The sequence below is a fragment of the Actinomadura barringtoniae genome (assembly GCF_017573505.1).
Classification (GTDB): Bacteria; Actinomycetota; Actinomycetes; order Streptosporangiales; family Streptosporangiaceae; genus Spirillospora; species Spirillospora barringtoniae.
In genome coordinates this window covers 22,375-43,746 of record NZ_JAGEOJ010000040.1, presented here as the reverse complement: position 1 = coordinate 43,746, position 21,372 = coordinate 22,375, and the positions used below count along the sequence as shown (strand labels likewise).

Annotated in this window: 24 protein-coding genes; 15 read left to right on the top strand and 9 right to left on the bottom strand. The window is 69.6% G+C overall.

Translation table 11 applies throughout. The annotated features are described in order from the left end of the window. Positions 1-65: 65 nt before the first annotated feature. From J4573_RS52020 to J4573_RS51995, 6 genes are all read left to right on the top strand, one after another. Positions 66-1,136, top strand: a complete 1,071-nt coding sequence (locus J4573_RS52020; RefSeq protein WP_208263902.1) for a PP2C family protein-serine/threonine phosphatase — start codon at positions 66-68, stop codon at positions 1,134-1,136. Next, positions 1,133-2,431: a vWA domain-containing protein gene (locus tag J4573_RS52015; protein WP_208263901.1), complete on the top strand. Its 1,299-nt coding sequence runs from the start codon at positions 1,133-1,135 to the stop codon at positions 2,429-2,431. Before J4573_RS52020 ends, J4573_RS52015 begins: the two co-directional genes overlap by 4 nt. 9 nt (positions 2,432-2,440) lie before the next feature. Beyond that, the gene (locus J4573_RS55835; protein ID WP_279575899.1) at positions 2,441-3,388 is read left to right on the top strand and encodes an FHA domain-containing protein; all 948 of its coding nucleotides are present in this window, start codon (positions 2,441-2,443) and stop codon (positions 3,386-3,388) included. Then, complete coding sequence (locus J4573_RS52005) at positions 3,385-4,899, top strand: GlnX family signal transduction membrane protein (RefSeq protein WP_243774987.1); 1,515 nt, start codon at positions 3,385-3,387, stop codon at positions 4,897-4,899. Before J4573_RS55835 ends, J4573_RS52005 begins: the two co-directional genes overlap by 4 nt. 53 nt (positions 4,900-4,952) lie before the next feature. Continuing rightward, complete coding sequence (locus tag J4573_RS52000) at positions 4,953-5,798, top strand: glutamate ABC transporter substrate-binding protein (RefSeq protein ID WP_208263900.1); 846 nt, start codon at positions 4,953-4,955, stop codon at positions 5,796-5,798. Positions 5,799-5,937: 139 nt separating this feature from the next. Continuing rightward, entirely contained in the window at positions 5,938-7,122 is a 1,185-nt protein-coding gene (locus J4573_RS51995) for a hypothetical protein (protein WP_208263899.1), read from the top strand. On the opposite strand, the gene J4573_RS51990 is transcribed toward J4573_RS51995, so the two are convergent. Further along, positions 7,083-7,673 carry a hypothetical protein gene (locus J4573_RS51990; RefSeq protein WP_208263898.1) on the bottom strand — a complete coding sequence of 197 codons (591 nt, stop codon included), beginning with the start codon at positions 7,671-7,673 and terminating at the stop codon, positions 7,083-7,085. The genes J4573_RS51995 and J4573_RS51990 overlap by 40 nt on opposite strands. Positions 7,674-7,811: 138 nt before the next feature. Between J4573_RS51990 and J4573_RS51985 the strand changes: the two genes are divergently transcribed. After that, a complete protein-coding gene (locus tag J4573_RS51985) occupies positions 7,812-8,312 on the top strand; it encodes a PH domain-containing protein (protein WP_372443053.1) in 501 nt (166 codons plus the stop codon). 114 nt (positions 8,313-8,426) lie between these two features. Here the strand turns inward: J4573_RS51985 and J4573_RS51980 are convergent, their stop codons facing one another. The 3 genes from J4573_RS51980 to J4573_RS51970 all read right to left on the bottom strand — a co-directional run bounded on the left by J4573_RS51980 (position 8,427) and on the right by J4573_RS51970 (position 10,129). Then, entirely contained in the window at positions 8,427-8,978 is a 552-nt protein-coding gene (locus J4573_RS51980; protein ID WP_208263897.1) for a hypothetical protein, read from the bottom strand. 159 nt (positions 8,979-9,137) lie between these two features. After that, the gene (locus tag J4573_RS51975; protein ID WP_208263896.1) at positions 9,138-9,326 is read right to left on the bottom strand and encodes a DUF397 domain-containing protein; all 189 of its coding nucleotides are present in this window, start codon (positions 9,324-9,326) and stop codon (positions 9,138-9,140) included. A 2-nt stretch (positions 9,327-9,328) separates the two neighbouring features. After that, positions 9,329-10,129 (bottom strand): helix-turn-helix domain-containing protein, encoded by an 801-nt coding sequence (locus tag J4573_RS51970; protein WP_208263895.1) that lies wholly within the window; start codon positions 10,127-10,129, stop codon positions 9,329-9,331. A gap of 129 nt (positions 10,130-10,258) precedes the next feature. On the opposite strand from J4573_RS51970, the gene J4573_RS51965 reads away from it, so the two are divergent. Further along, entirely contained in the window at positions 10,259-10,684 is a 426-nt protein-coding gene (locus tag J4573_RS51965) for an ATP-binding protein (protein ID WP_208263894.1), read from the top strand. A gap of 81 nt (positions 10,685-10,765) precedes the next feature. Here the strand turns inward: J4573_RS51965 and J4573_RS51960 are convergent, their stop codons facing one another. The 3 genes from J4573_RS51960 to J4573_RS51950 are packed head-to-tail and all read right to left on the bottom strand — an operon-like array spanning position 10,766 to position 12,428. Then, positions 10,766-11,218, bottom strand: a complete 453-nt coding sequence (locus J4573_RS51960) for a pyridoxamine 5'-phosphate oxidase family protein (protein ID WP_208263893.1) — start codon at positions 11,216-11,218, stop codon at positions 10,766-10,768. A 20-nt stretch (positions 11,219-11,238) separates the two neighbouring features. Next, a complete protein-coding gene (locus J4573_RS51955; protein WP_208263927.1) occupies positions 11,239-11,589 on the bottom strand; it encodes an MmcQ/YjbR family DNA-binding protein in 351 nt (116 codons plus the stop codon). A 29-nt stretch (positions 11,590-11,618) separates the two neighbouring features. After that, a complete protein-coding gene (locus J4573_RS51950; RefSeq protein WP_208263892.1) occupies positions 11,619-12,428 on the bottom strand; it encodes an alpha/beta fold hydrolase in 810 nt (269 codons plus the stop codon). A 71-nt stretch (positions 12,429-12,499) separates the two neighbouring features. Here J4573_RS51950 and J4573_RS51945 point away from each other — a divergent pair, with 71 nt between their 5' ends. Next, a complete protein-coding gene (locus J4573_RS51945; protein ID WP_208263891.1) occupies positions 12,500-12,931 on the top strand; it encodes a MarR family winged helix-turn-helix transcriptional regulator in 432 nt (143 codons plus the stop codon). A 3-nt stretch (positions 12,932-12,934) separates the two neighbouring features. Here J4573_RS51945 and J4573_RS51940 read toward each other — a convergent pair whose 3' ends face one another. Beyond that, on the bottom strand, positions 12,935-13,510 hold the full coding sequence (locus tag J4573_RS51940; RefSeq protein WP_208263890.1) for a dihydrofolate reductase family protein: 576 nt from the start codon (positions 13,508-13,510) through the stop codon (positions 12,935-12,937). A 127-nt stretch (positions 13,511-13,637) separates the two neighbouring features. Between J4573_RS51940 and J4573_RS51935 the strand changes: the two genes are divergently transcribed. The 6 genes from J4573_RS51935 (at position 13,638) to J4573_RS51910 (ending at position 19,766) form a co-directional block, all read left to right on the top strand. Further along, complete coding sequence (locus J4573_RS51935) at positions 13,638-13,952, top strand: putative quinol monooxygenase (protein ID WP_208263889.1); 315 nt, start codon at positions 13,638-13,640, stop codon at positions 13,950-13,952. Then, positions 13,949-14,866, top strand: coding sequence for an RNA polymerase sigma factor SigJ (gene sigJ, locus J4573_RS51930; RefSeq protein WP_208263888.1), 918 nt, complete (start codon positions 13,949-13,951; stop codon positions 14,864-14,866). The genes J4573_RS51935 and sigJ overlap by 4 nt, the downstream gene beginning before the upstream one ends. A gap of 4 nt (positions 14,867-14,870) precedes the next feature. Further along, the gene (locus J4573_RS51925) at positions 14,871-16,037 is read left to right on the top strand and encodes an FAD-dependent oxidoreductase (RefSeq protein WP_208263887.1); all 1,167 of its coding nucleotides are present in this window, start codon (positions 14,871-14,873) and stop codon (positions 16,035-16,037) included. Positions 16,038-16,125: 88 nt separating this feature from the next. Then, complete coding sequence (locus J4573_RS51920; protein WP_208263886.1) at positions 16,126-17,865, top strand: NAD(P)/FAD-dependent oxidoreductase; 1,740 nt, start codon at positions 16,126-16,128, stop codon at positions 17,863-17,865. Further along, positions 17,862-19,325, top strand: a complete 1,464-nt coding sequence (locus tag J4573_RS51915; RefSeq protein ID WP_208263885.1) for a hypothetical protein — start codon at positions 17,862-17,864, stop codon at positions 19,323-19,325. The genes J4573_RS51920 and J4573_RS51915 overlap by 4 nt, the downstream gene beginning before the upstream one ends. A 195-nt stretch (positions 19,326-19,520) precedes the next feature. Beyond that, complete coding sequence (locus J4573_RS51910) at positions 19,521-19,766, top strand: ATP synthase subunit C-like protein (RefSeq protein ID WP_208263884.1); 246 nt, start codon at positions 19,521-19,523, stop codon at positions 19,764-19,766. 114 nt (positions 19,767-19,880) lie between these two features. Here the strand turns inward: J4573_RS51910 and J4573_RS51905 are convergent, their stop codons facing one another. After that, positions 19,881-21,287 carry an NAD(P)/FAD-dependent oxidoreductase gene (locus J4573_RS51905; protein WP_208263883.1) on the bottom strand — a complete coding sequence of 469 codons (1,407 nt, stop codon included), beginning with the start codon at positions 21,285-21,287 and terminating at the stop codon, positions 19,881-19,883. Positions 21,288-21,372: the final 85 nt, after the last annotated feature.

Sequence of the window (21,372 nt, the reverse complement as noted above, 5' to 3'; positions counted from 1 at the left end):
CCGTGGCCGATCCGCCACCGGCAGCGGCAGCGGCAGACCGAACGGCAGCGACGGAGGACCAGAACGTGGCCGAAGCAGCGACCAAGCCCTGCCCCAACTGCGGCGAGGGGGTCTTCGAGGGCGAGGACTTCTGCGAGGCGTGCGGGCACGCGCTGTCGGAGAAGGCGGTCGCGGCGCGCGCCCACGCGATCGCGCGCGCCGACGCGTCCGGGATGAGCCGGCCGGTGACCCGCCGTACCGACCCGGTGAAGCCCAAGCGGCCCTGCACCGGCTGCGGCGCGACCTCCATCGACGCCGACGGCTACTGCGAGGAGTGCGGCCTCCGGCAGCCCGCCGACCGCGACCACATCGAGATCGAGCTGCCCGAACGCGTCGCGGCGGGCGCGAGCGACCGGGGCAAGCGCTACCCGCGCAACGAGGACGCCCTCGCCCTCTCCACTCATCCGTCCGGCGTCGCGGCCGTGGTGTGCGACGGCGTCGGCTCCTCACCGCGTCCCGACGAGGCCTCCCTGGCCGCCGCGCAGACCGGTGTCGCCGAGCTGCTGGCGGGCCTGGAGGCGGGCGCCGACCCCGAGACCGCGACGCACAAGGCCGTGCTGAAGGCCGCCGAAGCCGTCGCCGCGCTGGCCGAGTCGCCGCACGAGGCTCCCTCCTGCACGTACGTGTCGGCCGTGACCACACCCGGCTCGATCACCATCGGCTGGGTCGGCGACAGCCGCGCCTACTGGCTGGCCAACGGAGCGAACGAGGCCTCCGCTCAGCTCAGCGTGGACGACTCGTGGGCGGCGTTCATGGTCGCCGAGGGCGCGCTGACCGAGGCCGAGGCCGAGGCGCACCCGAACGCGCACGTCATCACCGCCTGGCTCGGCGCCGACGCCGACGAGGTCCGTCCGAGCGTCGCGACGTTCACCCCGTCCGGGCCCGGCACCGTCGTCGTCTGCAGCGACGGCCTCTGGAACTACGCGGGGGCGCCGGCGGACCTCACCGCCGTGCTCGCCGCCGCCTCGAGCGACCCGGCAGCCGATCCCCTCGGCGCGGCGCGGACCCTGGTCCAGCACGCGCTCGACTCCGGCGGCCGCGACAACATATCGGTGGCCCTCATTCCGGTCACCCCGAACATGGAGAGCCCCTCATGACCGAGCAGCCCCAGTTCAGCATCAAGGTCGACCAGAACAAGTACCTCTCCGAGAACGGCCGCGAGGTCCACGCGATCGTCTCGGTGGAGTCGACCGGCGGGCCCACCGGGGTCGCACAGGCCACCAGTGCCGCCGAGGTCATCATCATCGACACCTCGGGGTCGATGTCCTACCCCGACGCCAAGCTGCGCGCCGCCATCGCGGCCGCGCAGGTCGCGGTGGACACCATCCGGGACGGCGTGAACTTCGCGATCATCTCGGGCGCCAACACCGCCTCGATGGTCTTCCCGCAGCACCCGACCCTCGTACCGGCGGACGCGAACACGCGCGGGCAGGCCAAGCAGGCACTGAGCCGCCTCCAGGCCCACGGCGGTACGGCGATCGGGTCGTGGCTGCGGCTGGCCGACCAGCTGTTCGACGCTCACCAGGAGGGCATCCGGCACGCCATCCTGCTGACCGACGGCAAGAACCAGCACGAGACCGACGAGGAGCTGAGCGCGGCCCTCGCCCGCTGCAGCGGGCGGTTCGTCTGCGACTGCCGCGGCGTCGGAACGGACTGGGAGGTCGAGGAGCTGCGCAAGGTGTCGTCCGCGATGCTCGGCAGCGTCGACATCGTCGCCGACCCCAAGGACCTGGTCGCCGACTTCCAGGCGATGACCGAGGCCGCCATGGGCAAGGCCGTCGCCGACGTCGCGCTGCGCGTGTGGACGCCGCAGACGGCCAAGCTGCGCTTCGTCAAGCAGGTCCTGCCGACCGTCGAGGACCTCACCGGCAAGCGCAAGGACTCGGCTCCCCTGGCGGGCGACTACCCGCTCGGCGCGTGGGGCGCCGAGAGCCGCGACTACCACATCTCGGTCGAGGTCACCCCGGCCGGACTCGGCAAGGAGCTGCGCGTCGGCTGGGTCAAGCTGGTCGTGCCCGGCGGACCGGGCCAGGAGGACGTCGAGCTGGCCAGAGGCAACATCCTCGCCCAGTGGACCGACGACGAGGCCGCCTCGACCCGCCTCAACCCGCGCGTGGCCCACTACACCGGCCAGGCCGAGCTCGCCGACGCGATCCAGCAGGGCCTGCAGGCCCGCAAGGACGGCGACGAGGACGCCGCCACCGCGCGCCTGGGCCGCGCCGTCCAGCTCGCCGAGGAGGCGGGCAACGACGAGATCACCTCGCTGCTGCGCAAGGTCGTGGACGTGGTCGACCCCGCCACCGGCACCGTCCGCCTGAAGAAGAACGTCGAGAAGGCCGACGAGATGTCGCTGAACACCCGGTCGACCAAGACCGTACGGACGCGTAAGTAAGGGCTGAACATGGCGATCTGTCCCACCGGACACACCTCCTCGGACCCCGAGTACTGCGACGTCTGCGGCGAGCGCATCGGCGGCGCCCCGGCCCCGTCCGGTCACCAGGGCGCCGCGCCGGTGCCGACGATGGAGATGGCGCCGCCGTCGTCACCGAACCGCGGCGTGCCCTCCGGCACGCCCTGCCCCGACTGCGGCACGCCCGCGGTCGACCGGTTCTGCGAGCAGTGCGGCTACGACTTCGTGATCGGCGGCGGCCGGCCGACCCCCGCCCCCACCACCACTCCGCCTCCCCCGCCGGGCCCCGGCCCCGCGCCGGTTCCAGGCCCCGTACCCGGCCCTGGCCCCTCGCCCGGCTCCGCGCCCGGCCCAGGCTCCGCGCCTGGCTCCGCCCCGGGGCCTGCGTCGGGTCCAGCAGGTGGCCCGGCTTCGGGTCCCGCGGGTGGCCCGGCGTCCGGTCCCGCAGGTGGCGCCGCGGGTGGTCCCGCGTCGGGTGCCGCGAGTGGTCCCGCGTCGGGTGCCGCGGGTCCGGGCGGCGTCGGTACGGGGTGGGTGGCGAACGTGATCGCCGACCGCGACTACTTCGACTCGGTGGTCGCCGAGGAGGGGCCGGACGTGGCGCGGATCGCGTTCCCGCCGTACGCGCCGGAGCGGCGGATCCCGCTGAACGGGCCGCAGATCCGGATCGGACGGCGGAGCAGCGCCACCGGCGACGTTCCCGAGATCGACCTGCGCGAGCCGCCCGAGGACCCCGGCGTCTCGCACGTGCACGCGGTGCTGCTGGCCAAGCCCGACGGCACCTGGACGGTGGTCGACCCGGGATCGACCAACCGCACCTGCCTGAACGGCTCCATCGAACCCATCCCGTTCAACGTGGAAGTGCCGGTCGGCGAAGGCGACCGCATCCACGTCGGCGCCTGGACCACCATCACGCTGCGGAGAGGCGAGGCGACATGACGGCCGTACAGCACGCTCCCCCGCCCGGGCCACCGCCCGGCCCTCCCGCCGGGCAGCAGGCCGGGGGTCCCCCGGCGCGCACCGGCTCCGGGCCCGTGCTCCCCGGCGGCCCGGCCGAGCGCGCCGAGCCTGCCACCGGCGTCCGGCGGCTGTTCCCGCGCACGCTCGCGGGCCAGGTACGCGCGATGACCGTCCTGGTCGTCCTGGCGCTGGGCGCGGTCCTGGTCACCTCCTGGGTCGCCGTGGACAACGCGCGCGACGGCGTACGGGTGATCGGGCACGACGCGGGCCCGCAGGTCGTGGCGACCGGCGACCTGTACTTCCAGCTGACCAACATGGACGCCCAGCTCGCCAACGCGCTGATGGTCGGCCGCGCGCAGGGCCTCGGGGTGAACCGCGACGCCGCGCTGCAGCAGTACGACGACAGCCGTCTCAAGGCGGGCGCCGCCCTGCTGCAGGCGTCCAAGCTCGCGGACGAGCCGACCGAGGAGCGCACGGCGCGCGCCACGCTGGACGCGCTGGCCCGCTACGAGCGGCTGGCCGGCCAGGCGCTCCTGCTCGACCAGAACTCGGCCCACGCCCCCGGCCCGCCCTCGGACGCGGTGATCGAGAAGTACCAGGCCGCGACCGACCTGATGAAGCTGGACCTGCTGCCCAAGGCGTACAACCTGACGCTCGACAACGGCACGCTCGTCCGCCACACCTACGAGAACAAGCACGACGCGGTGCTGAACGGCCGGATCTGGGTCGCGCTCACCGGGCTGCTGCTGATCGTGCTGCTGGGCGGGCTGCAGCTCTACCTGGCCGTACGGTACCGGCGGCTGCTCAACCCGCTCCTCGCGCTCGCGACGCTGGTCACCCTCGTTCTGACGGTGATGAGCTGGTCGATGCTGTCGTCGCAGGCGAGCCACCTGAGCAAGGCCAAGCATGACGGCTTCGACTCGATTCTGGCTCTCTCGCGGGCGCGCGCCATCGGCAACAGCGCCAACGCCGACCAGACGCGCTTCCTCCTCGATCCCAAGCGCGCCGACACCTACGAGCAGCTTTTCCTGGACAAGTCCCAGTCGCTGCTCTACCTGAAGGCCGACAACCTGGCGCAGTACAGCAGCGGCGTGCAGCAGGGGCTGGAGCCTGGGCGCAAGGAGATCCTCGGCTTCTTCGGCGCCGAGTTCGGGGGCACAGGGCTTCCTGGTCAGCGTGCGGCGCTGGACAAGGTGCTGAACGACTACCGCACGTTCCAGCGGGACGACCACGCGATGCGGCAGCTGGTCGCGTCCGGGCGGCGTTCTCAGGCCATCGCGGCGCGGACCTCGACGAACGGCCGTGACTACGCCACCTATGACACCTCGCTGGGCAAGCTGATCGCCATCCACAGCGACGTGTTCAAGGACGCGGTCGCCAAGGGCGACGACGGCACCAAGGGCTGGAACCTGGTGATCCCCGGCGCCGGGCTGGTCATCGTCGTGCTCGTCCTGATCGGCGTCCGCCCCCGCCTGGCGGAATACAGGTGACGCCGGGGCTCGTGCGACAGGCGAAGAGCGCGACGACGAAGAAGGAGTTGAGCATGCGAGCACGCCGGATCGGGGCCCTCGCCCTGAGCGCGGTCTCGGTCATGGCGGCGGGGGCCTGCGGCATCGCCAGCGCCGACGAGTCGTCGATCGCGCGCAAGGACCACCTGGTGATCGGGGTGAACGGCGACCAGCCGGGGCTCGGCCTGAAGACCGGCAAGGGCGACAACGGCGGCTACGAGGGCTTCGACATCGAGGTCGCCCGCGAGATCGCCAGGCGCCTCGGGGTCACGTCCGTCACGTTCAAGCCGATCACCTCGGCCACCCGCGAGGACAAGATCCGGGACGGTTCGGTCGACCTGGTCGTGGGCAGCTACTCCATCACGCCCGAACGCAAGACCAAGGTCGCCTTCGCCGGGCCGTACTACGTCTCCCACCAGGACACCCTGGTCCGTTCGGACGAGCCGGGCGTCAAGAGCATCCAGAACCTCGCGGGCAAGAACCTGTGCGCGGTGACGGGCTCGGTCTCGTGGAAGCGCGTCATCGAGCAGCACGGCGTGCCCGCGAAGCCGATCACGGCGAACGGCTACAAGGAGTGCCTCGACAAGCTCACCTCGCGCGTCGTGGACGCCGTCTCCACCGACGACCTGATCCTGGCCGGGCTGGCCCGCGAGGCCACCCTGACGAGCGGCGCGAAGCTGCGGATCGTGAACGCGCCGATCTCCGACGAGGGCTACGGCGTGGGCCTGAAGCTCGGCGACACCGACGGCTGCGAAGCGGTCAACAAGGCCATCACGGGCATGTATCTGGACGGGGTGGCGCAGCGTTACCTGGACAAGTGGTTCCGGCCCGTCGGGCTTGATTACACGACGACCGTTCCCCAGTTCGAGGGGTGCTCCTGACCGCACGGTCACGGAGATGAGTCCGTTACGCAACTGGCGTTCCCGGCCGAAGATCGTACGTTATGGTCGCGATCAAAAGCCTTTCCGGTAGTTATTGCCACCGGCCGCCGAGCAGAGTGCGGGGAACGCGGGGAGTGCCATGACGACGGTCATCCTGGTGGTGATGTGTGTCGTCGTCGGGGGCCTGGAGCTCTACGCCGGCAGGCAGAGCAAGGACCAGCAGCGCGCGTTCGTGCGCCGCATCGACGAGCTGAACGACCAGGTCACCAAGCAGAACAGCGTGCTGGTCACGGTCGGCGAGCAGCTGACCGCCGAGCTGTCGAAGGTGAAGCGCGAGGTGCTGCCCGCCCTGGACTCGCGGCTGCGGCAGAACACCGGCCAGGTCGAGGAGCTGGCCGCGCTCGTCCATCAGGCCGACGAGTACCTGCGGGCGCAGTCCACGCGCCTGCACGACCTGGAGAAGCAGCGCGTGACCCTCGCCGCGCTGCGCCGCAAGCTGTCCGAGGTCGAGACCTCCGTCCGCTCCGTCACCGCGGCGGGCACCGCGGCCGTCGAGGGCAAGGTCGACAGCGCCCTGGACCGGCTCTCGGAGATGGAACGCAGCGGCACCGAGATCCTCGAGCTGCAGCGCACCCTCACCCGCACGCTGGAGGACGTCGAGGACGTCGTCGCCGAGCTCCTGCAGTTCACCGAGGGCGAGCTCGACGAGAGCGTCACCTCCGCCCTCACCGGCCAGCCGCGCGGCGTCGAGGGCGACGCGGCCGCCGTCACCGCCACCGGCCGCCTGTGGACCCGCGACGACCAGCTCGACGACATCCTCGCCGAGGTCTACGAGCGCTGCGTGCGCACCGCCACGCTCACGGTCCGCTTCCGTACGGTCGAGGGCCCGAACGGCTCGGGGCCAGGCGCTCCCGAACGCCGCCGCTACTTCCTGGCGGGCCACAACATGGAGGACCTGGCCGGGGCGTTCACCGCGCTGCTCATCTCCACCGGCGCGGACATCCCCCACAACGGCAACGGCCTCTCCCGTTCCCGCCCCGTTCTCCCTCAGGGCGTGGAAACCCCTCGCCAGCCAGAGGACGAGGCGGCCCTCAAAGCCCTCCTGAGGACCCTCTACGAGAGCTCTGGCGCGGTAGCGCAGATCGGCCCTCTGATGGCCGTACGGACCCGCGATGAGCTCTTCTGCGCCGTTCTGACACCCGTTCAGTCCCTGGAGCTGGAAAGCGACGAGGTCTACTGGGACCCCGCCTCAGCCACCGTTCGCCTACGCAGGCTCCCCACGCATCAGCTGTGGGACCTGACCACCTGGGCCGCGACCCCATAGGCCCGCACGGTCCGTTCATGAGGCTCCCCCAGCCGTACGAACAGCGGGCAGGTAACCCCACGCGTCACCGGATCGACCTCAGCGGCCAGCCCGACCCCCGCAGCGCGATCGAGAAACACCACGTTCTCCACAGCTCTGGCAGCCCGCACCGCATAGGACACCGAATCAGCATCCGCAGTATCAAAAAGCTCCTCGAACGTGAGCTTCCGCGCGTACCTCAACAGCTCCTCGGCATCGACGACCCGCGTCCCGATCGCCTCGGCCGGCCCGGCGATGACGATCCCGAAACTGGGATCTTCCTTCCCCCGCACATAAATCTCGCGATCGGGCTCAAGCCCCTGCCGCCGGTGCGCCAGATGCAGCCCGAACCCCGCGTCCCCGTTCAGGAAGGCAGGCGGCCCGACGACCTCGCCCACCCTCTCCGCCCCGTCCGGTACCTGCCAGCCCGGCAGGTACACGCCGAGCCCGCGCAGGAACAACCGCCAGACAGCCCGCCCGGTCACGTCCGGAACGAACTCCCCCCGGCCGCCGCGCGCCTCCGGAGCCTCCATGACCAACATCCTTAAGGCTCAAGACCGTTCGCACAAGCCGATCGTGACCGCGCGGTGCCTGCCTCGCCACAGTCGGTTCGGCTACCGTTGAATCAACAGATCAAGACGAGGGTGCCCGCGGTGAACTTTCAAGACATGATGGTCCAGCGTGACGCCGGATCGCGGACCGTCGACCGGTACCTGATGGCCTATGAGGGCCGCGTGATCGCAGTCCGCCGCCACCCCGCAGTGCTCCTCCTGCCCGTCACGGCCGTCGTGGGCGGTCTCCTGCTCTGCGGCGTCGCCGCCACCGCGTTCGGCCTCATGTGGATCTGGTGGCTCTGGCTGCTGACCCTCGGCTACCTGCTCTGGAAGGTCATCGCCTGGTCGATCGAGTTCTTCCTGGTCACCGAGCACCGCGTCATGCTCATCAGCGGCGTCCTCAACCGCCAGGTGGCGATGATGCCCCTCGCCAAGGTCACCGACATCGCCCTCGACCGCTCGGTCCTCGGCCGCATGCTGGGCTACGGCGAGTTCGTCATGGAGTCCGCAGGCCAGAAACAGGCCCTCCGCAACGTCGGCTTCATGCCCTACCCCGAGCAGCTCTACCTAGAGGTCTCCTCGGTCATCTTCGCCGCAGAAGACGGCTCCCCCGACTGACCAACAAGCGCGCGGCGCGGATCTGGCGGGCGCAGGCCTACGTCGTGGGCCTGCGCCACGCTGCTTTCGGGGGTTCAGGGTTAGTGGGGGGTTAGGTCTTCGAGGTGCCGGCGCCTAGGAGCAGGCTTTGCCCCACACCTTGACGAGCGCCGCCGGCACCTTGCTGCAGAAGGCCCCGCCGGTGTCGCCCAGGTACTCCCATGAGGCACCGCGCTTGCGCCACACGTGCGGCCCGTCCTGGCGCGACGCCGGGTCGTCGGAATATCCGGTACTGCCCATGGCGTAGAAGACGTCCTTGGCCGGAGTCGAGCCCACGATCTTTCCGTACGACACCTGCTCGGGGCCGATGACCTTGTCTCGCCGGATCCCGGAGGCGTTGTCCTTGGCCTCCTTCTTGGTGGCCGCGTAGTAGACGTCCCCGAGCAACCTGCGCAGCTCGCTCGAGACCGTCAGGTTGACGGCCCCGCCCTGCTTGGCCGTGCCCTTGGTTCCGTTGCCGGGGGCGGTCGCCCCGGAGGCCGGAGCTGCCACCGGAGCAGTCGTCGCGGCGGAAGCACTCGTGGTCGGGGAGCCGTCGGCGGCCTTGGGGTCGGAGCCGGACGAGCACCCGGCCAGCCCCAGGCTGACGACCGCGGCGAACCCCGCGACCTTCATCACATTGATCATGATCACTGAGTACCGGCTGCAGGCCGGAAGGTTCTTTCTTCCCCGCGAAAGAGATCATTTCGAGACGCGCCGACCTGGTCACGGCCCTCCCGGCCCGGGACCGCCGAACGCAAAGAGCCCCGAGAAGCACTCGAGGCTCTCTGGGCTTGTGGGGGTGGTCTAAAGGTCGAGCTCGTTCCGCTTCACACGGGCAACGAGGTCAGCAAGACTCTCGACCGACAGCGCCAGGTGCCCTGCCCCGGGAGCCTTGGAATCCCGCACCCCGATCGCCGGGGCGAGCCGAGCCAGCTCCACACAGTCCTCCTGACCGCTGCTGGCACTGTGGCTGGACTTGCGCCATGTGGTCACGATTACCCCTCGATCATCTCTAGGAGGCGGTCACGGGTGGCCTCAGGCGAGAGTGCGCGCCCGCTGGTTCGATCAAACGCGACCGCGAGTGTCCGCAGGTCGTCTGACTCGGTTACCAGTCTTCCACGAGCAGCAGTCTCGACAAACCCGACTTCTCGGTGCGGGGTGGAGAAGAGATAGAACTCGCCGTCGAGTCCCACCTGAAGACCCGCTTCAAGAGTGAATATCCGGAGCGTGACGTGGGGAAGTTCGGCGACCTCCAGCAGTCTCCTGAGCTGCCCCTCTCGCAGGGCCGGTGGGATGAGTCGGATCGCCACCTCTGAGAGCAGGATGGAGACGTAGGGCGGATTCTCGCGAGTGAGAACCGCTTGCCGCTCGATTCGCCGTGCGACCTGCCCTTCGACGTCTGCAATGCCAGCCATCGTGAAAACTTCTCGGGCGTACTCGGGGGTCTGGAGAAGGCCGGGGATGAACGCGACACCGTTCATCCTGATCACATCGGCCATGGCCTCGTACTCGACGACGGCGAGAAACCTGGCTGGAGCCTGCATGGTGTTGGCGTAGTGGTGAATGCATTCGAGCAGCTGCCCGGTCTTCCACTCCTCGTCGAGAGTGCGCAGGGCGTCCACGGGCGGATGGTTACGCCCGGCCTCCCAATTCGAGACCGTCTTATGATCAACGTTCACGAGGCGCCCCACGGCCGCCTGTGACAGGCCGTGCCGCTTCCTGAGTTCTCGCAGCTGAACGGCCAGCATGGACCATAGGCCGCCCAGCGGATCAATCGACTCTGCGATGCCTTGCATCGGCCCTCCATGACTCTCGTCTCCCTCACAAGACAGCGCAAAGGTAACCGGACGACGACACTCTGTCAGGAGAACCAACAAGGTTGTGAAGTGCCGCCACCATCGGTTTTCGCGTGAGGACAACCCCCCGTGGACAAGAGCCCCTCGGCCGCCGCCAGGCCCTATTTCGCCGTGCCCCTTTCGGTCCGACCGCAGGCGGTGAAAGCGGCGAGGACATTGACCAAAGCCGCCCTGGAGGAGTGGGCGCTCGACTGCCTTGTCGATGACGTCGTACTGGTGACGTCGGAACTGGTGACCAACTCGCTGGAGAGCCACGCCGACGCCATCATCCTGTTCCTCGTTCGCGAGGCGGACGGACAAGTGAACGTGACGGTGTGGGACGACGGCCCGGGGCTTCCGGAGGAGCGAGAAATGGACCTCGCGTCCGATGGCGGCCGGGGACTACTGATCACCCGAGCCGTTTCCAACGAATGCGGCTGGGAGCCGACGGACGCCCTCGGCGGCAAGTATGTGTGGGCCCGGCTCGGCCCCAAACCCAACGAGACCGAACGATGAAGGAGTGCGTTCGACTTCGTGGCACCCCACGAGGTGGCGCTCCACAAGTGGGCGCGGGCCCTGGATCTCGTGGACCCAAGGTCACTGTCGCCGCAGGGTCTCGACCGGACGGCCGGGGCGCCAGAGGCGGATGACCAGCGCGTCACCCTCGACCCCGGTGACCACGACCTCGCGCAACTCCAGCCGGAAGACGTGAAAGTCGCCTGGCGGCTCCGAGCCGGTCGTATAGGCCTTCTTCTCCTCCGGCGAGGTGATCTCGATCGCCGCCCCGGTCGCCTTGGCGTCCCCGTCACTGCTCGGATGGGCGTGGATCGCGCACCGGCCGTCACGTCGCAGGTCGTGGGCCTTCCTCGCGTTGAGCATGGACCCGAACGACAGGTCACCGTTCATGAAGTCGACCTCGGTCCCGCTCACGCGCGGCGACCCGTCCACCCGAAGCGTCGCCAGCACATGCGTGTCAGCGGCCTCAAACCGCGCTCGGACGACCCCGGCGAGATCGGCTGCCTCGCGTTCGAACTCTTCCCACTTGGCCACCGAACGAGTCTGCCGAGTCCCTACGACAATTTCTCTCGCAGCTTCTTCGGGGCGATCAGGCGGTAGGCCTCGATGACGATCTCGCGGACCTCGGCCCAGTCCACCGGTACGTCCAGGTAGACCCCGAGCCAGCCCGGTCCGCCGAACGGAGGCTGGAAGAAGCGTTCGGGCTCCGAGGCGACCAGGGCCTCAAGCTCACCCGGTGGCGCCGGGCACCAGAACCCGACGCGGCCCTCCGGCTTGCGCTCGGAGTACGTCACGAGAGTCTTCCGGCGGACCGCCCACGACGGCTCCCCGTGGTTGAGGCGTTCGGTCACCTCGGGCAGGCCAAGGCACAGCTTTCGCAGCCGTTCCACCGGATCATCACTCACAAGAGCCTTCCTGCCCGGCCACCCGGCGTTCAACTCAGGAGCGTGCGGAGGCGGTCTGCGTAGGCGGTGGGGTGGGTCATGTTGCCGTTGTGGCCGCCGGGGAACTCCTCGAGCGGGACTCCCCTCAGGGCGGCCAGTTCCACGGCGCATTTGTGGTCGAAGACCTGGCGGGGCGTGGTGCGGCCGGTCGCCGGGATGATGCGGACCGGGGACTTCTGCAGGGCGGACGCGTCCAGGTGGTCTTCGCGTACGGCGGTGAAGTCGTGGGCGATGAAGTAGGCGAAACCGGCCGCGCGTTCAGGGGTGATGGGCGGGAGTTGAACGCCGGGCTCCAGGTCTTGGGCGGCGGGGTTGATGCCCAGGGTCTTCACCATGGGCTTGAGGGCGGCCTGCCAGCCGTCGCGGTGGAAGACCTCTTGGCATTCCTCCAGCTCGCGGCAGTGGTGGGCGCGTTCGGCGGCACCGAGCATCCACGGGGTGACGGGTTCGTGGGCGACCAGGGTGCTCAGTTGCTCGGGATGCCGTACGGCCAGGTGGAGGCCGATGGCTGCGCCCATGCTGCAGCCGAGCATGGCGACGGGCTCGTTCGTCAGCGCGGCCAGGAGGCGGTGGACGTCGTCGGCGTGGGTGGCCATGGTCGCGGGCTCGTCGGTACGGCTGTGCGCGAGGCCCCGGCGGTCGTAGGTGATGACCGTGTAGTCCCCGATCAGGCGATCGACGAGGTGCCGGCTGCGGCGGGCGTCGCCCTCGCCGCTCTGGGAGATGAGGAGGAGGGGGCCGGCGCCCTGGATCTCGTAGTAGAGCTCGCCGCCGGGGACCTGGAGGGTGTTGGTCTTCATGGCTCTGACAGTAATCCATCAGAAGTGATGCATCAAGAGTGATGCATCTTTTTTGATGTAACCTGGCGCACATGAACGGAGTGGAGCTGTTCCTGCTGGGCCGGACGCTGATGAAGATCGGCGAGGACGCGCTGCCCACGGACGGGATCGAGGGCGGCGGGCACCGGGCGGTCATGGTCGTGGCCAGCGACGTTCTGGAGAACACCGACAGCACGGTGGGAGAGATCGCGGGGCGTACCGGGCTACCGCAGAGCGCGGTGTCGGCGGCCGTCGCCCGGTTGCGGGAGGCGGGCTCCATCGTCACGACCGTGGATCCGGCGGATCGCAGGCGCACTCTGATCCGCAAGGCCGACAAGATCTCCGACCGCGTCGCCGAGGTCCGCGCGACGACGATCGACGCGGCTCTGGCGCAGGCGCTCGGAAACGATGACTCCAAGGTCGCGGGCGAGGTGACCGCGGCCTTGGAGACTCTCGCTCGGCATCTGGGGCAGGGGCATCGCTGACGTTCAGCCGTGCCGGGTCGGGCGGTAGGTCAGCACCTGCGTGTCGCGGTCGAAGGTCCGGGCCTCGATCAGCTCCAGGTCGAAGTCGTCCGCACCGTCGAAGATCCGGTCCACGCCGGTCGCCCCGGAGATCACCGGGAAGACCGTCACCTCGATGGTGTCGACCAGGCCCGCGTTCAGCAGCGCACGGTTGAGCGTCAGGCTGCCGTGGGAGCGCAGCGGCACGTCGGATTCGGCCTTGAGCCGCTTGACCACCTCGATCGGATCGCCGGACTCGATGGTGGTGCCCGGCCAGTTGAGCGGCTCGGTCAGCTTGCTGGAGAGCACCGTGACCGGAGAGTCGAACATGCGCGTGATCCACCCGTCGAACAGGCCGCGGTCAAAGCCCGGGCTGAGGAACGGGGCGTTCGACGAGTAGGTCGTGGCCCCGAGCACCATGCGCAGCGGGTCGCGGTAGGCGGCGGCGCGGTGCGCGAGGAATTCGGGCCCCTGCTTGCCCCAGTAGCCGCCCCAGTCGCCCTTGTGGTTGGCGAAGCCATCGAGCGTGGAGAAGATGTCGAAGGTGTAGGTGGCAGTCATGGTGTCTCCTTGGTCGTGCCGCGCCTTGTGGCGGCCTCACCCCTTCCACGAACACCACCGCCCCGACCCGACACACCTCCCGGACTTTCTTCAAAGTTATGATCCGGGGATCGGAGGTGCTTCCTTTATGGCCCAGGTCGCTTTGTTGTCCCGAGTCAAGGTGAAGGCGGGCCGGGGCGAGGACTTCGTCGCCGCGTTCCGGGGCGTGTTCGAGGCGGTCGAGAAGGAGCCGGGCACGCTGTCTTATGTGGTCAACCGGTCCGGTGACGATGCCGATCTCTTCTGGGTGTCGGAGATCTACGCGGACCAGGAGGCGTTCGAGCTGCATCGTGACAGCGCGGCCATGGCGGCGGCCGGGCCCCTGTTGGGCGACGTCATCGCAGAGGTTGAGCTGCTCGTTGGGCGGCCGGTGCTGTCGAAGGGCGTGGCCGGGCCGCGATGAGCGAGGTCTTCGCCGCGCATCGGGACATGATGATGGGCGTGGCCTATCGGGTGCTGGGCCGGGTCACCGACGCCGAGGACGTGGTGCAGGAGGCCTGGCTGCGGTGGGCGAAGGCCGAGGACGAGGTCGAGGATCCCGAAGCCTTCCTGGTCACCGTGACGACGCGGCTGGCGATCGACCGGCTACGGCGGGTGCAGGCCCGGCGGGAGACCTATGTGGGCGAGTGGCTTCCCGAGCCGCTGATGACCAGCGAGGACGTGGCCGGGGACGTGGCCGAGGGCGTTGAACGGGCCGAGTCCGTTTCGATGGCCCTGTTGGTCGTGCTTGAGAGCCTGTCGCCTTTGGAACGGGCTGTCTTCGTACTGCGGGACGTCTTCGAGTTCGGGTATCCGGAGATCGCGGCGGCGCTGGAGAAGAACGAGGCGGCCGTACGGCAGCTGGCGACGCGGGCACGGGCGCATGTGCGGGAGGGGCGGCCTCGGTTCGAGGTCGATCCGGAGACGTGGCGCGAGGTGACCGACCGGTTCGTCGCGGCGTGCCTGAACGGCGGCGTCCAGGGGCTGATGGAACTGCTCGCGCCGGACGTTCGGCTGATCCCCGACAGCGGCGGGAACGCGGTCGCGCCGCGCCGGGCGATCGTCGGGGCCGAGCAGGTGGCGCGGTTCGTGCTCAAGATCATGCAGCTGACCGGGTCGTTCCTCGCGTCGGTGGGCGTGGAGGACCGCGCGCAGACCGAGTACAGGATGGTCATGGCGAACGCGGGGCCGGCGATCCAGGTCGTGGCGGGCGAACGGCCGATCGTGCATTTCCAGCTGCAGGTGACCGACGGGGTGGTGAGCGCCTGCTATCTCGTGGTGAATCCGGAGAAGCTCGGGGGCGTCGTGTCACAGGACGAATGGGTGCTGCGTCCTTGACGGCATGACCAACAGAATCACTGTCATCGGTGGTGGCATCGGCGGGCTGACCGCTGCGATCGCATCCGCGGAGGGCGGCTCCCAAGTCGTTCTGTACGAGGCGCACAAGACCCTTGGCGGACGCGGGCGAGCGACGCCCGCGCCCTATGTGACCCATGACGGGGCGCATGTCTTCTACGCGGACGGGCCGCACTACACGTGGCTGGCGGAACGGGGCTTCGTGAAGGGTCTCGGGTGGCCGTCCCCGGCGGCCTTCACGCGGTTGCGGTTTCGGACCGGCGGGAAGCTGCGGCTTGCGCCGCCGGTGGGAGTGCTGCGCGCCCAGTCCCGCAAGTGGCTGAAGGCGCCGGTCGACGAGGACTTCCATGCGTGGGCCTCCGGCAGATGGGGCGAGGACACCGCGCGGCACATCGCCAACGCCATCAGCGTGGTCACCTATGACGCGGACACCGGGCGTCTGTCTGCGGCGTTCGTCTGGGACCTGTTCCAGCGAGTGCTGGGGCCGAACGTGCCCGGCATCCGGTGGGTGCGCGGCGGCTGGCAGACCGTGCTGGATCGCATGGAGGCACGCGCGGAGGAGCTGGGCGTACGGATCGAGACCGGAACGCGGGTCGATGCCCTCCCAGAGGACGGGCCCGTCATCATCGCGACCGACTTGGCCTCGGCGGGCAGGTTGCTCGGCGAGGAGGGGTTGGCGTGGACCAGCGGGAACGCGGCCCTGCTGGACATAGGTGTCAGTCTCAATCGCAAGGACCTGAACCTGGCGTTCGACCTGGACGAGGGCGGGTTCCACGAGTGCTACACCATGCAGGACGACACCATCGCACCCAAGGGCGAGTCCCTCTACCAGCTTCAAATGCCGGTGAGGGAAGGGGAAGCCCATGAACGCACGCACGAACGTCTGCGTTCGTTCGCCGACCAGCTCCTGCCGAACTGGTCCGACCGCGTCACGTTCCAGCGCACCGCCATCGCCAAGGGACGGACCGGCGCCCTGGACCTGCCCGGGCAGACCTGGCGCGACCGGCCCGCCATCGACCGGGGCAACGGTATCTACCTGGTAGGTGACATGGTCGCCGCCCCGGGGATGCGCGGCGAGACCTCCATCAACAGCGCCGTCAGGGCCGCGGCCCTCGCCACCACCGTTACAGCCAGAGTCGCGAACCGGGCCTGACCGTTCCTGGCCTGCGAGAGGGTCCGGCTGCCTGGGACAGGGTCTGCGGTTCGTGCGACGCTCAACGCTGAGGCGGGCGGTGGGCGACATGCGGCTTCAGGAGTACGGACCTACGGCACCGGGCGGCCGGGCGGCGCTGCTGTTCGGGGTCGGCAGCGGCCTGGCGTCGGGCCTGGCGTTCGGCGCGCTGATGTCGTGGCAGGGGCTTCTGGAGTCCCACGGCACGCACTCGTGGGCCGCGTTCGCGCTCTATGCGGCGATCACCGGCAGCCTGCTCGGCGCGGTCGTCGGGCGGCGGCCGTACGGGCCCGCGGTGTCGGCGGCGGGCGGGCTGCTGCTCGGCCTGCTCGGCTGGGTGGTGTGGTGGCTGACCGTCGATCCGCTCCTACACGGGCGCACGCCGGCCTGGTCGATCGCCGCGGCGACGGCCGCCTACCCGGAGCTGGTCGGCTCGCTGCTGCAGGGCACGCTCGCCGGGGCGCTGTTCCACCTGGTCAGGGTCAGGGTCGGTGAAGTGGAGCCCGCCGGGAAGAAGCGGGAGCCGTCGGCGCGGGTGGTGATCGTCGGCGGCGGGTTCGGCGGCGTGAGCGCGGCGCGGCGGTTCGAACGCCTCAACCTGCGCGGGCAGCGCTTCGCGGTCACGCTGATCAGCGACTCCAACTTCCTGCTGTTCACACCGATGCTCGCCGAGGTCGCCTCGGGCGGGCTGGAGGCGCAGCACATCAGCGCGCCGGTCCGCGCGGCCGTCCCGCACACCCGCTTCCGGCACGGCCGCGTCACGGCACTCGACGTCGCCCGGCGCACGGTCCGGCTCGGCGACGAGGACGTGCCGTACGACCATCTGGTGCTCGCGGTCGGGTCGGTCCCGCACTTCCTGGACCTGCCCGGGATGGCCGAGCACGCGTTCACGCTCAAGTCGCTCGCGGACGCCGCCCTGCTGCGCGACCAGGTACTGACGATGCTGGAGCGCGCGGACCAGGAGACCGATCCCGCCGAACGCGCCCGGATGCTGACGTTCGTGGTCGCGGGCGGCGGGTTCGCGGGCACCGAGGCGGTCGCCGAGCTGTACGACCTCACCCACGACGTCCTGCACTTCTACCCCGGCATCGACCCGGACGAGCCGCGCTTCATCCTGATCCACTCTGGCCGGCGTATCCTGCCCGAGCTGTCGGAACGCCTCGGCGCGTACGCGCTGGGCAAGCTGGAGGCGCGCGGGATCAACTTCCGTCTCGGCGTCCGCGCGGCCTCCGCTTCAGCGGGTGACGTACGCCTGAACGACGGATCGGTGATCCCGACCGCCACATTTGTGTGGACCGCGGGCAACCGCCCGAGCCCTCTACTCGCCTCGTTGCCCGGCGAACGCGGCCGTGGCGGGTCGGTGATCGTGGACGCCACACTGCGCGCATTCGAACTCGAAGGCGTGTGGGCGATCGGCGACTGCGCCCAGATTCCCGACGCGGGCGGCAACCCGTACCCGCCGACCGCTCAGCACGCGATGCGCGAGGGCAAGGCCGTCGCCGAGAACATCGCAGCGGTCGTCCGCAAGCGCCGCCCCAAGCCGTTCCGCTTCGCCACCATCGGCATCTTCGTCGCGCTAGGCCACCGCACGGCCGCCGGGGAAATCCGTGGCCGCCCCTTCTCGGGCCTGATCGCCTGGCTGATGTGGCGGGGCATCTACCTCGCCAAGCTTCCCGGCATCGAACGCAGGGTTAGGGTCCTGCTCGACTGGGGCTTGGACCTGGTCTTCCCACGCGACATCGTCGTCACCTCTCCCCCGGCCCACTCGTCCTCGGCTGAGGCCCCTGCGCCCGTACGGGAGGGGCGATGACCACCGCGGTTTCCCCCGTGCCCGTCCGCGAGGGCACGCCCACCTCCTACCTGCGGAACGGTGCGCTTCCCGGCGCGCTCGCGGGTATCGCGGGAGGCCTTGTCTTCGGCGGGGCGATGGCCTCCCTGGGCGCCCTCCCCACAGTCGCCGCTCTCGTACGGTCGGACGTGCCCTGGGTGGGCTTCGCGCTGCACATGGCGATCGCGGTCGTCGTCGGCGCGGTCTTCGGCCTGCTGGTCGTACATCAGCAGATCCGGTCCAGCGAACTCCTCTTCTGGGGCCTGGCGTACGGCATGTTCTGGTGGTTCCTAGGAACGCTGACGCTCCTCCCCCTCCTGTCCGGCCTCCCTATGACATGGAGCCTCAAGACCGCCCAAGCGTCCCTTCCAAGCCTGCTCGGCCACCTCTACTACGGCGCGGTCACCGCCGTCGCGTTCGCGCTCCTTCACCGCGACGGCAAAGCCGCCGCCGTGGCCCGCGAACACCTGCGGCCCCGAACCCTCCTCCGCGGCTTGATAGCCGCCGCCATAGTCGGCGGCCTCCTCGTCCTCTCGTTCGGCGTCGGTGCTGGGGCCCGCCTAGGGTGGCTGCCCGCCGTGGCCGTGTGCATGGGGATCGGCTACCCGCTCGTCTTCACCGGCAAGGCGGAAGGCACCGGCCCGGCCCTCATCCGCGGTACGGCCTACGGCTTCCTCTGGTGGGTGGTGGTAAGCCTCACCCTCCCGCCCCTCCTGGACGGCAATCGCCTGGACTGGTCCCAGCCGACCATCGCGGCGGCCACCACCCGCCTACCCCCGTACCTCCTGGCGGGCGCAGGCATCGCGGCCATCTTCGGCTGGCTCGGAGGCCTGGCCCGCAATCTCTTCGTGGACGACGTCCGCCTCCTTCACCACGAGACGAGCACCCGCGGCCTGCGCGTCCTCGCCTACGGCGCCCTGTCCGGCCTCATCGGCGGCATCATCTTCGGCTTCGTCTGGGGAACGGTCGACGTCCTGCCCAGCGTGGCCCGGCTGGTCGGCGCGCAAGGCGAGGTCGCCGGCTGGATCGTTCACCTCGTCATCGCGCAGATCATCGGCGTCTCGTACGCGCTGCTCTTCCGCGGGCGCAGCTACGACCTGGCGTCCGGGCTCGGCTGGGGCCTGTCGTACGGCTTCTTCTGGTGGGTGTTCGGCGCCCTCACCCTCCTGCCCGTGCTGCTCGGCCAGCCACCCCGCTGGAACGCGACCGCCATCGCCACCGCGTTCCCCGGCCTGGTCGGCCACCTGGCCTACGGCGCCGGCCTCGGCGCGATCTTCGCCTGGCTGGAGCACCGCGAGAACCCCTGGTGGGTCGCCCGCAGCCAGACCGAGGCCGTACGAGCCACCGCCCGCCGCGACCAGGTCCTCGGCTCGGCCCCCGCGCTCTGGATCCTGACCGTCCTCATCGCCCTCACCATCCCCGTCCTGGTGGCTCCCCCGTGAGCGCTTTATCAGAGATTCGGTCACTGTGGGCGGCCGGTTTCGGCCCACGGCCCCGATCATGAAGTCCCGGCGAACTGGGCATGATCACCCCGAAACATCCATTTCAGAGACGAGGTTCCTCGTGTTCGGCAGCCATCCTCCTTAGCAACGCGGCAGGCGACCGCGAGAGCCTCGCGCACAGTGAGGTGATCACACATGTCCAATGCGCCACTGGCCGCCGCCGAGGTGAAGGGGCACATCGATGCCGTCGCCTTCGGCATCGCCACCGTCGGACCCGGCATCGCGATCGGCCTGATCTTCGGAATGGGGTGCCTCGCCATCGCCAGGCAGCCCGAGCTCACCGCCGTGATCAGGCAGAACATGATCCTGGGATTCGCGATGGCGGAGGCCCTGGCACTGATCGCGTTCGTCGTACCGTTCGTGTACGCGAACCTGGACTGACCGCCCGAGCCTGACCTACAAGGCAGGGCAAGCACCAAAGACGCGCACCGTCGCCCCGTAAAAGGGGGCGACGGTCCCCAGGCGGGCGAACGCCCGGACGCGCAGACTCGCGGTCTATGAATCGAAGCCGAGCCCCAGCCGGTCAAGAGTCCGCAACCAGAGGCCACGGCGTCCGGCATTGCGATCCGCACGCGCAATCTCTCTGCGCGTCAGCTCGATGACTCCGTAACGAAGAGGCTCGGGCGGGAACGGAATCGGCTTGGAGCGCACCATCTTGAGCCGCGTGCGCTCGGTCTCCTCCCCCTCCGCAAGACCGACCCCCAGCCGGTCCAGCATCACGTCCGCCCCGAAGCGCGTAGCCCCGACCCCGAGGCCGGTATAGCCCGCCGCATAGGCGAGCCGCCCGTCGTAGGCCGTTCCGAAGAACGCGCAGAAGCGGCTGCACGTGTCGATGACCCCGCCCCACGCGTTGCTGAAGCCGACCCCTTCCAGCTGCGGGAACGTGGTGAAGAAGTGCCGGGCCAACGTCGCGAACGTGGCAGGCCGCCGCTCCAGCTCCGCATGGATCTCGTTACCGAAGTGGTAAATCGCGTCATACCCGCCCCACAGGATCCGGTCGTCACTCGTCAGCCGGTAGTAGTGGAACTGGTTGGCGCTGTCCCCCAGCCCCTGCCGCCGTTCCCAGCCAAGCGATTCCCGCTGCTCCTTGCTCAACGGCTCGGTCACCAAGGCGTAGTCGTACACAGGAACCAGGAAGTGCCGCAGCCTCCTCAATAGAGGCGGGAAAACACCCGTTCCCAAGGCCACCTGCCGCGCCTCGATCGTCCCGTACGGGGTGGTCAGGTGAAGGCGCCGATCGGCACACAGCCCGGTCACCCGCGTGTTCTCGTAAATACGCACGCCCAGGGAACGGCACGCCTCGGCAAGCCCCCAGGCCAGCTTGGCAGGGTTGACCATGGCCACCCCGTCCCGATCCCACAGGCCGGCCAGATATGTAGGCGAGGCGACCTCAGCCCGTACCTCCGCAGAAGACATGAGCACAGGCTCGCGCCCTAGCTCACGCGCCGCTTCGGCCTCCTCCGCAAGCTCAGGCACCTGCCACGCCTCGGTCGCCACATGGAGCTCCCCCGTACGCTCCCACTCGGCGTCGATTCCGTAGCGTTCCAGGGTCTCGCCTATGGCCTGCAGGTTGTCGCGCCCCAACCGCTCCAACGCGGCCATCTCGTCAGGCCAGCGCTCCAACCCGTTCCCCAGCCCATGCGTAAGGCTGGCCGCGCAGAACCCGCCGTTACGCCCGGACGCGGCGGCCCCGATCCGATCGGCCTCCAGCACCACCACGTCCAGCGAAGGATCGCGTTCCTTGGCCCGCAAGGCGGCCCACAACCCGGTGTAGCCACCCCCCACCACCGCCAGGTCGCAGGTCTCCCGCCGCACGAGCGCAGCCCCCGCCTCAGGACGCCCAGGATCCTCAAGCCAGTACGGGGTGGGCTCGGCCTCGGCGAGAGACTTCAGCGCGTTCACATTTTCAACTCCCTGCGGGGCTGCGAGCCGAGGTCGGCGCGGCGGAGCCCGGTGATGACGATGTTCGGTGGCGTTCGGTGGTCTG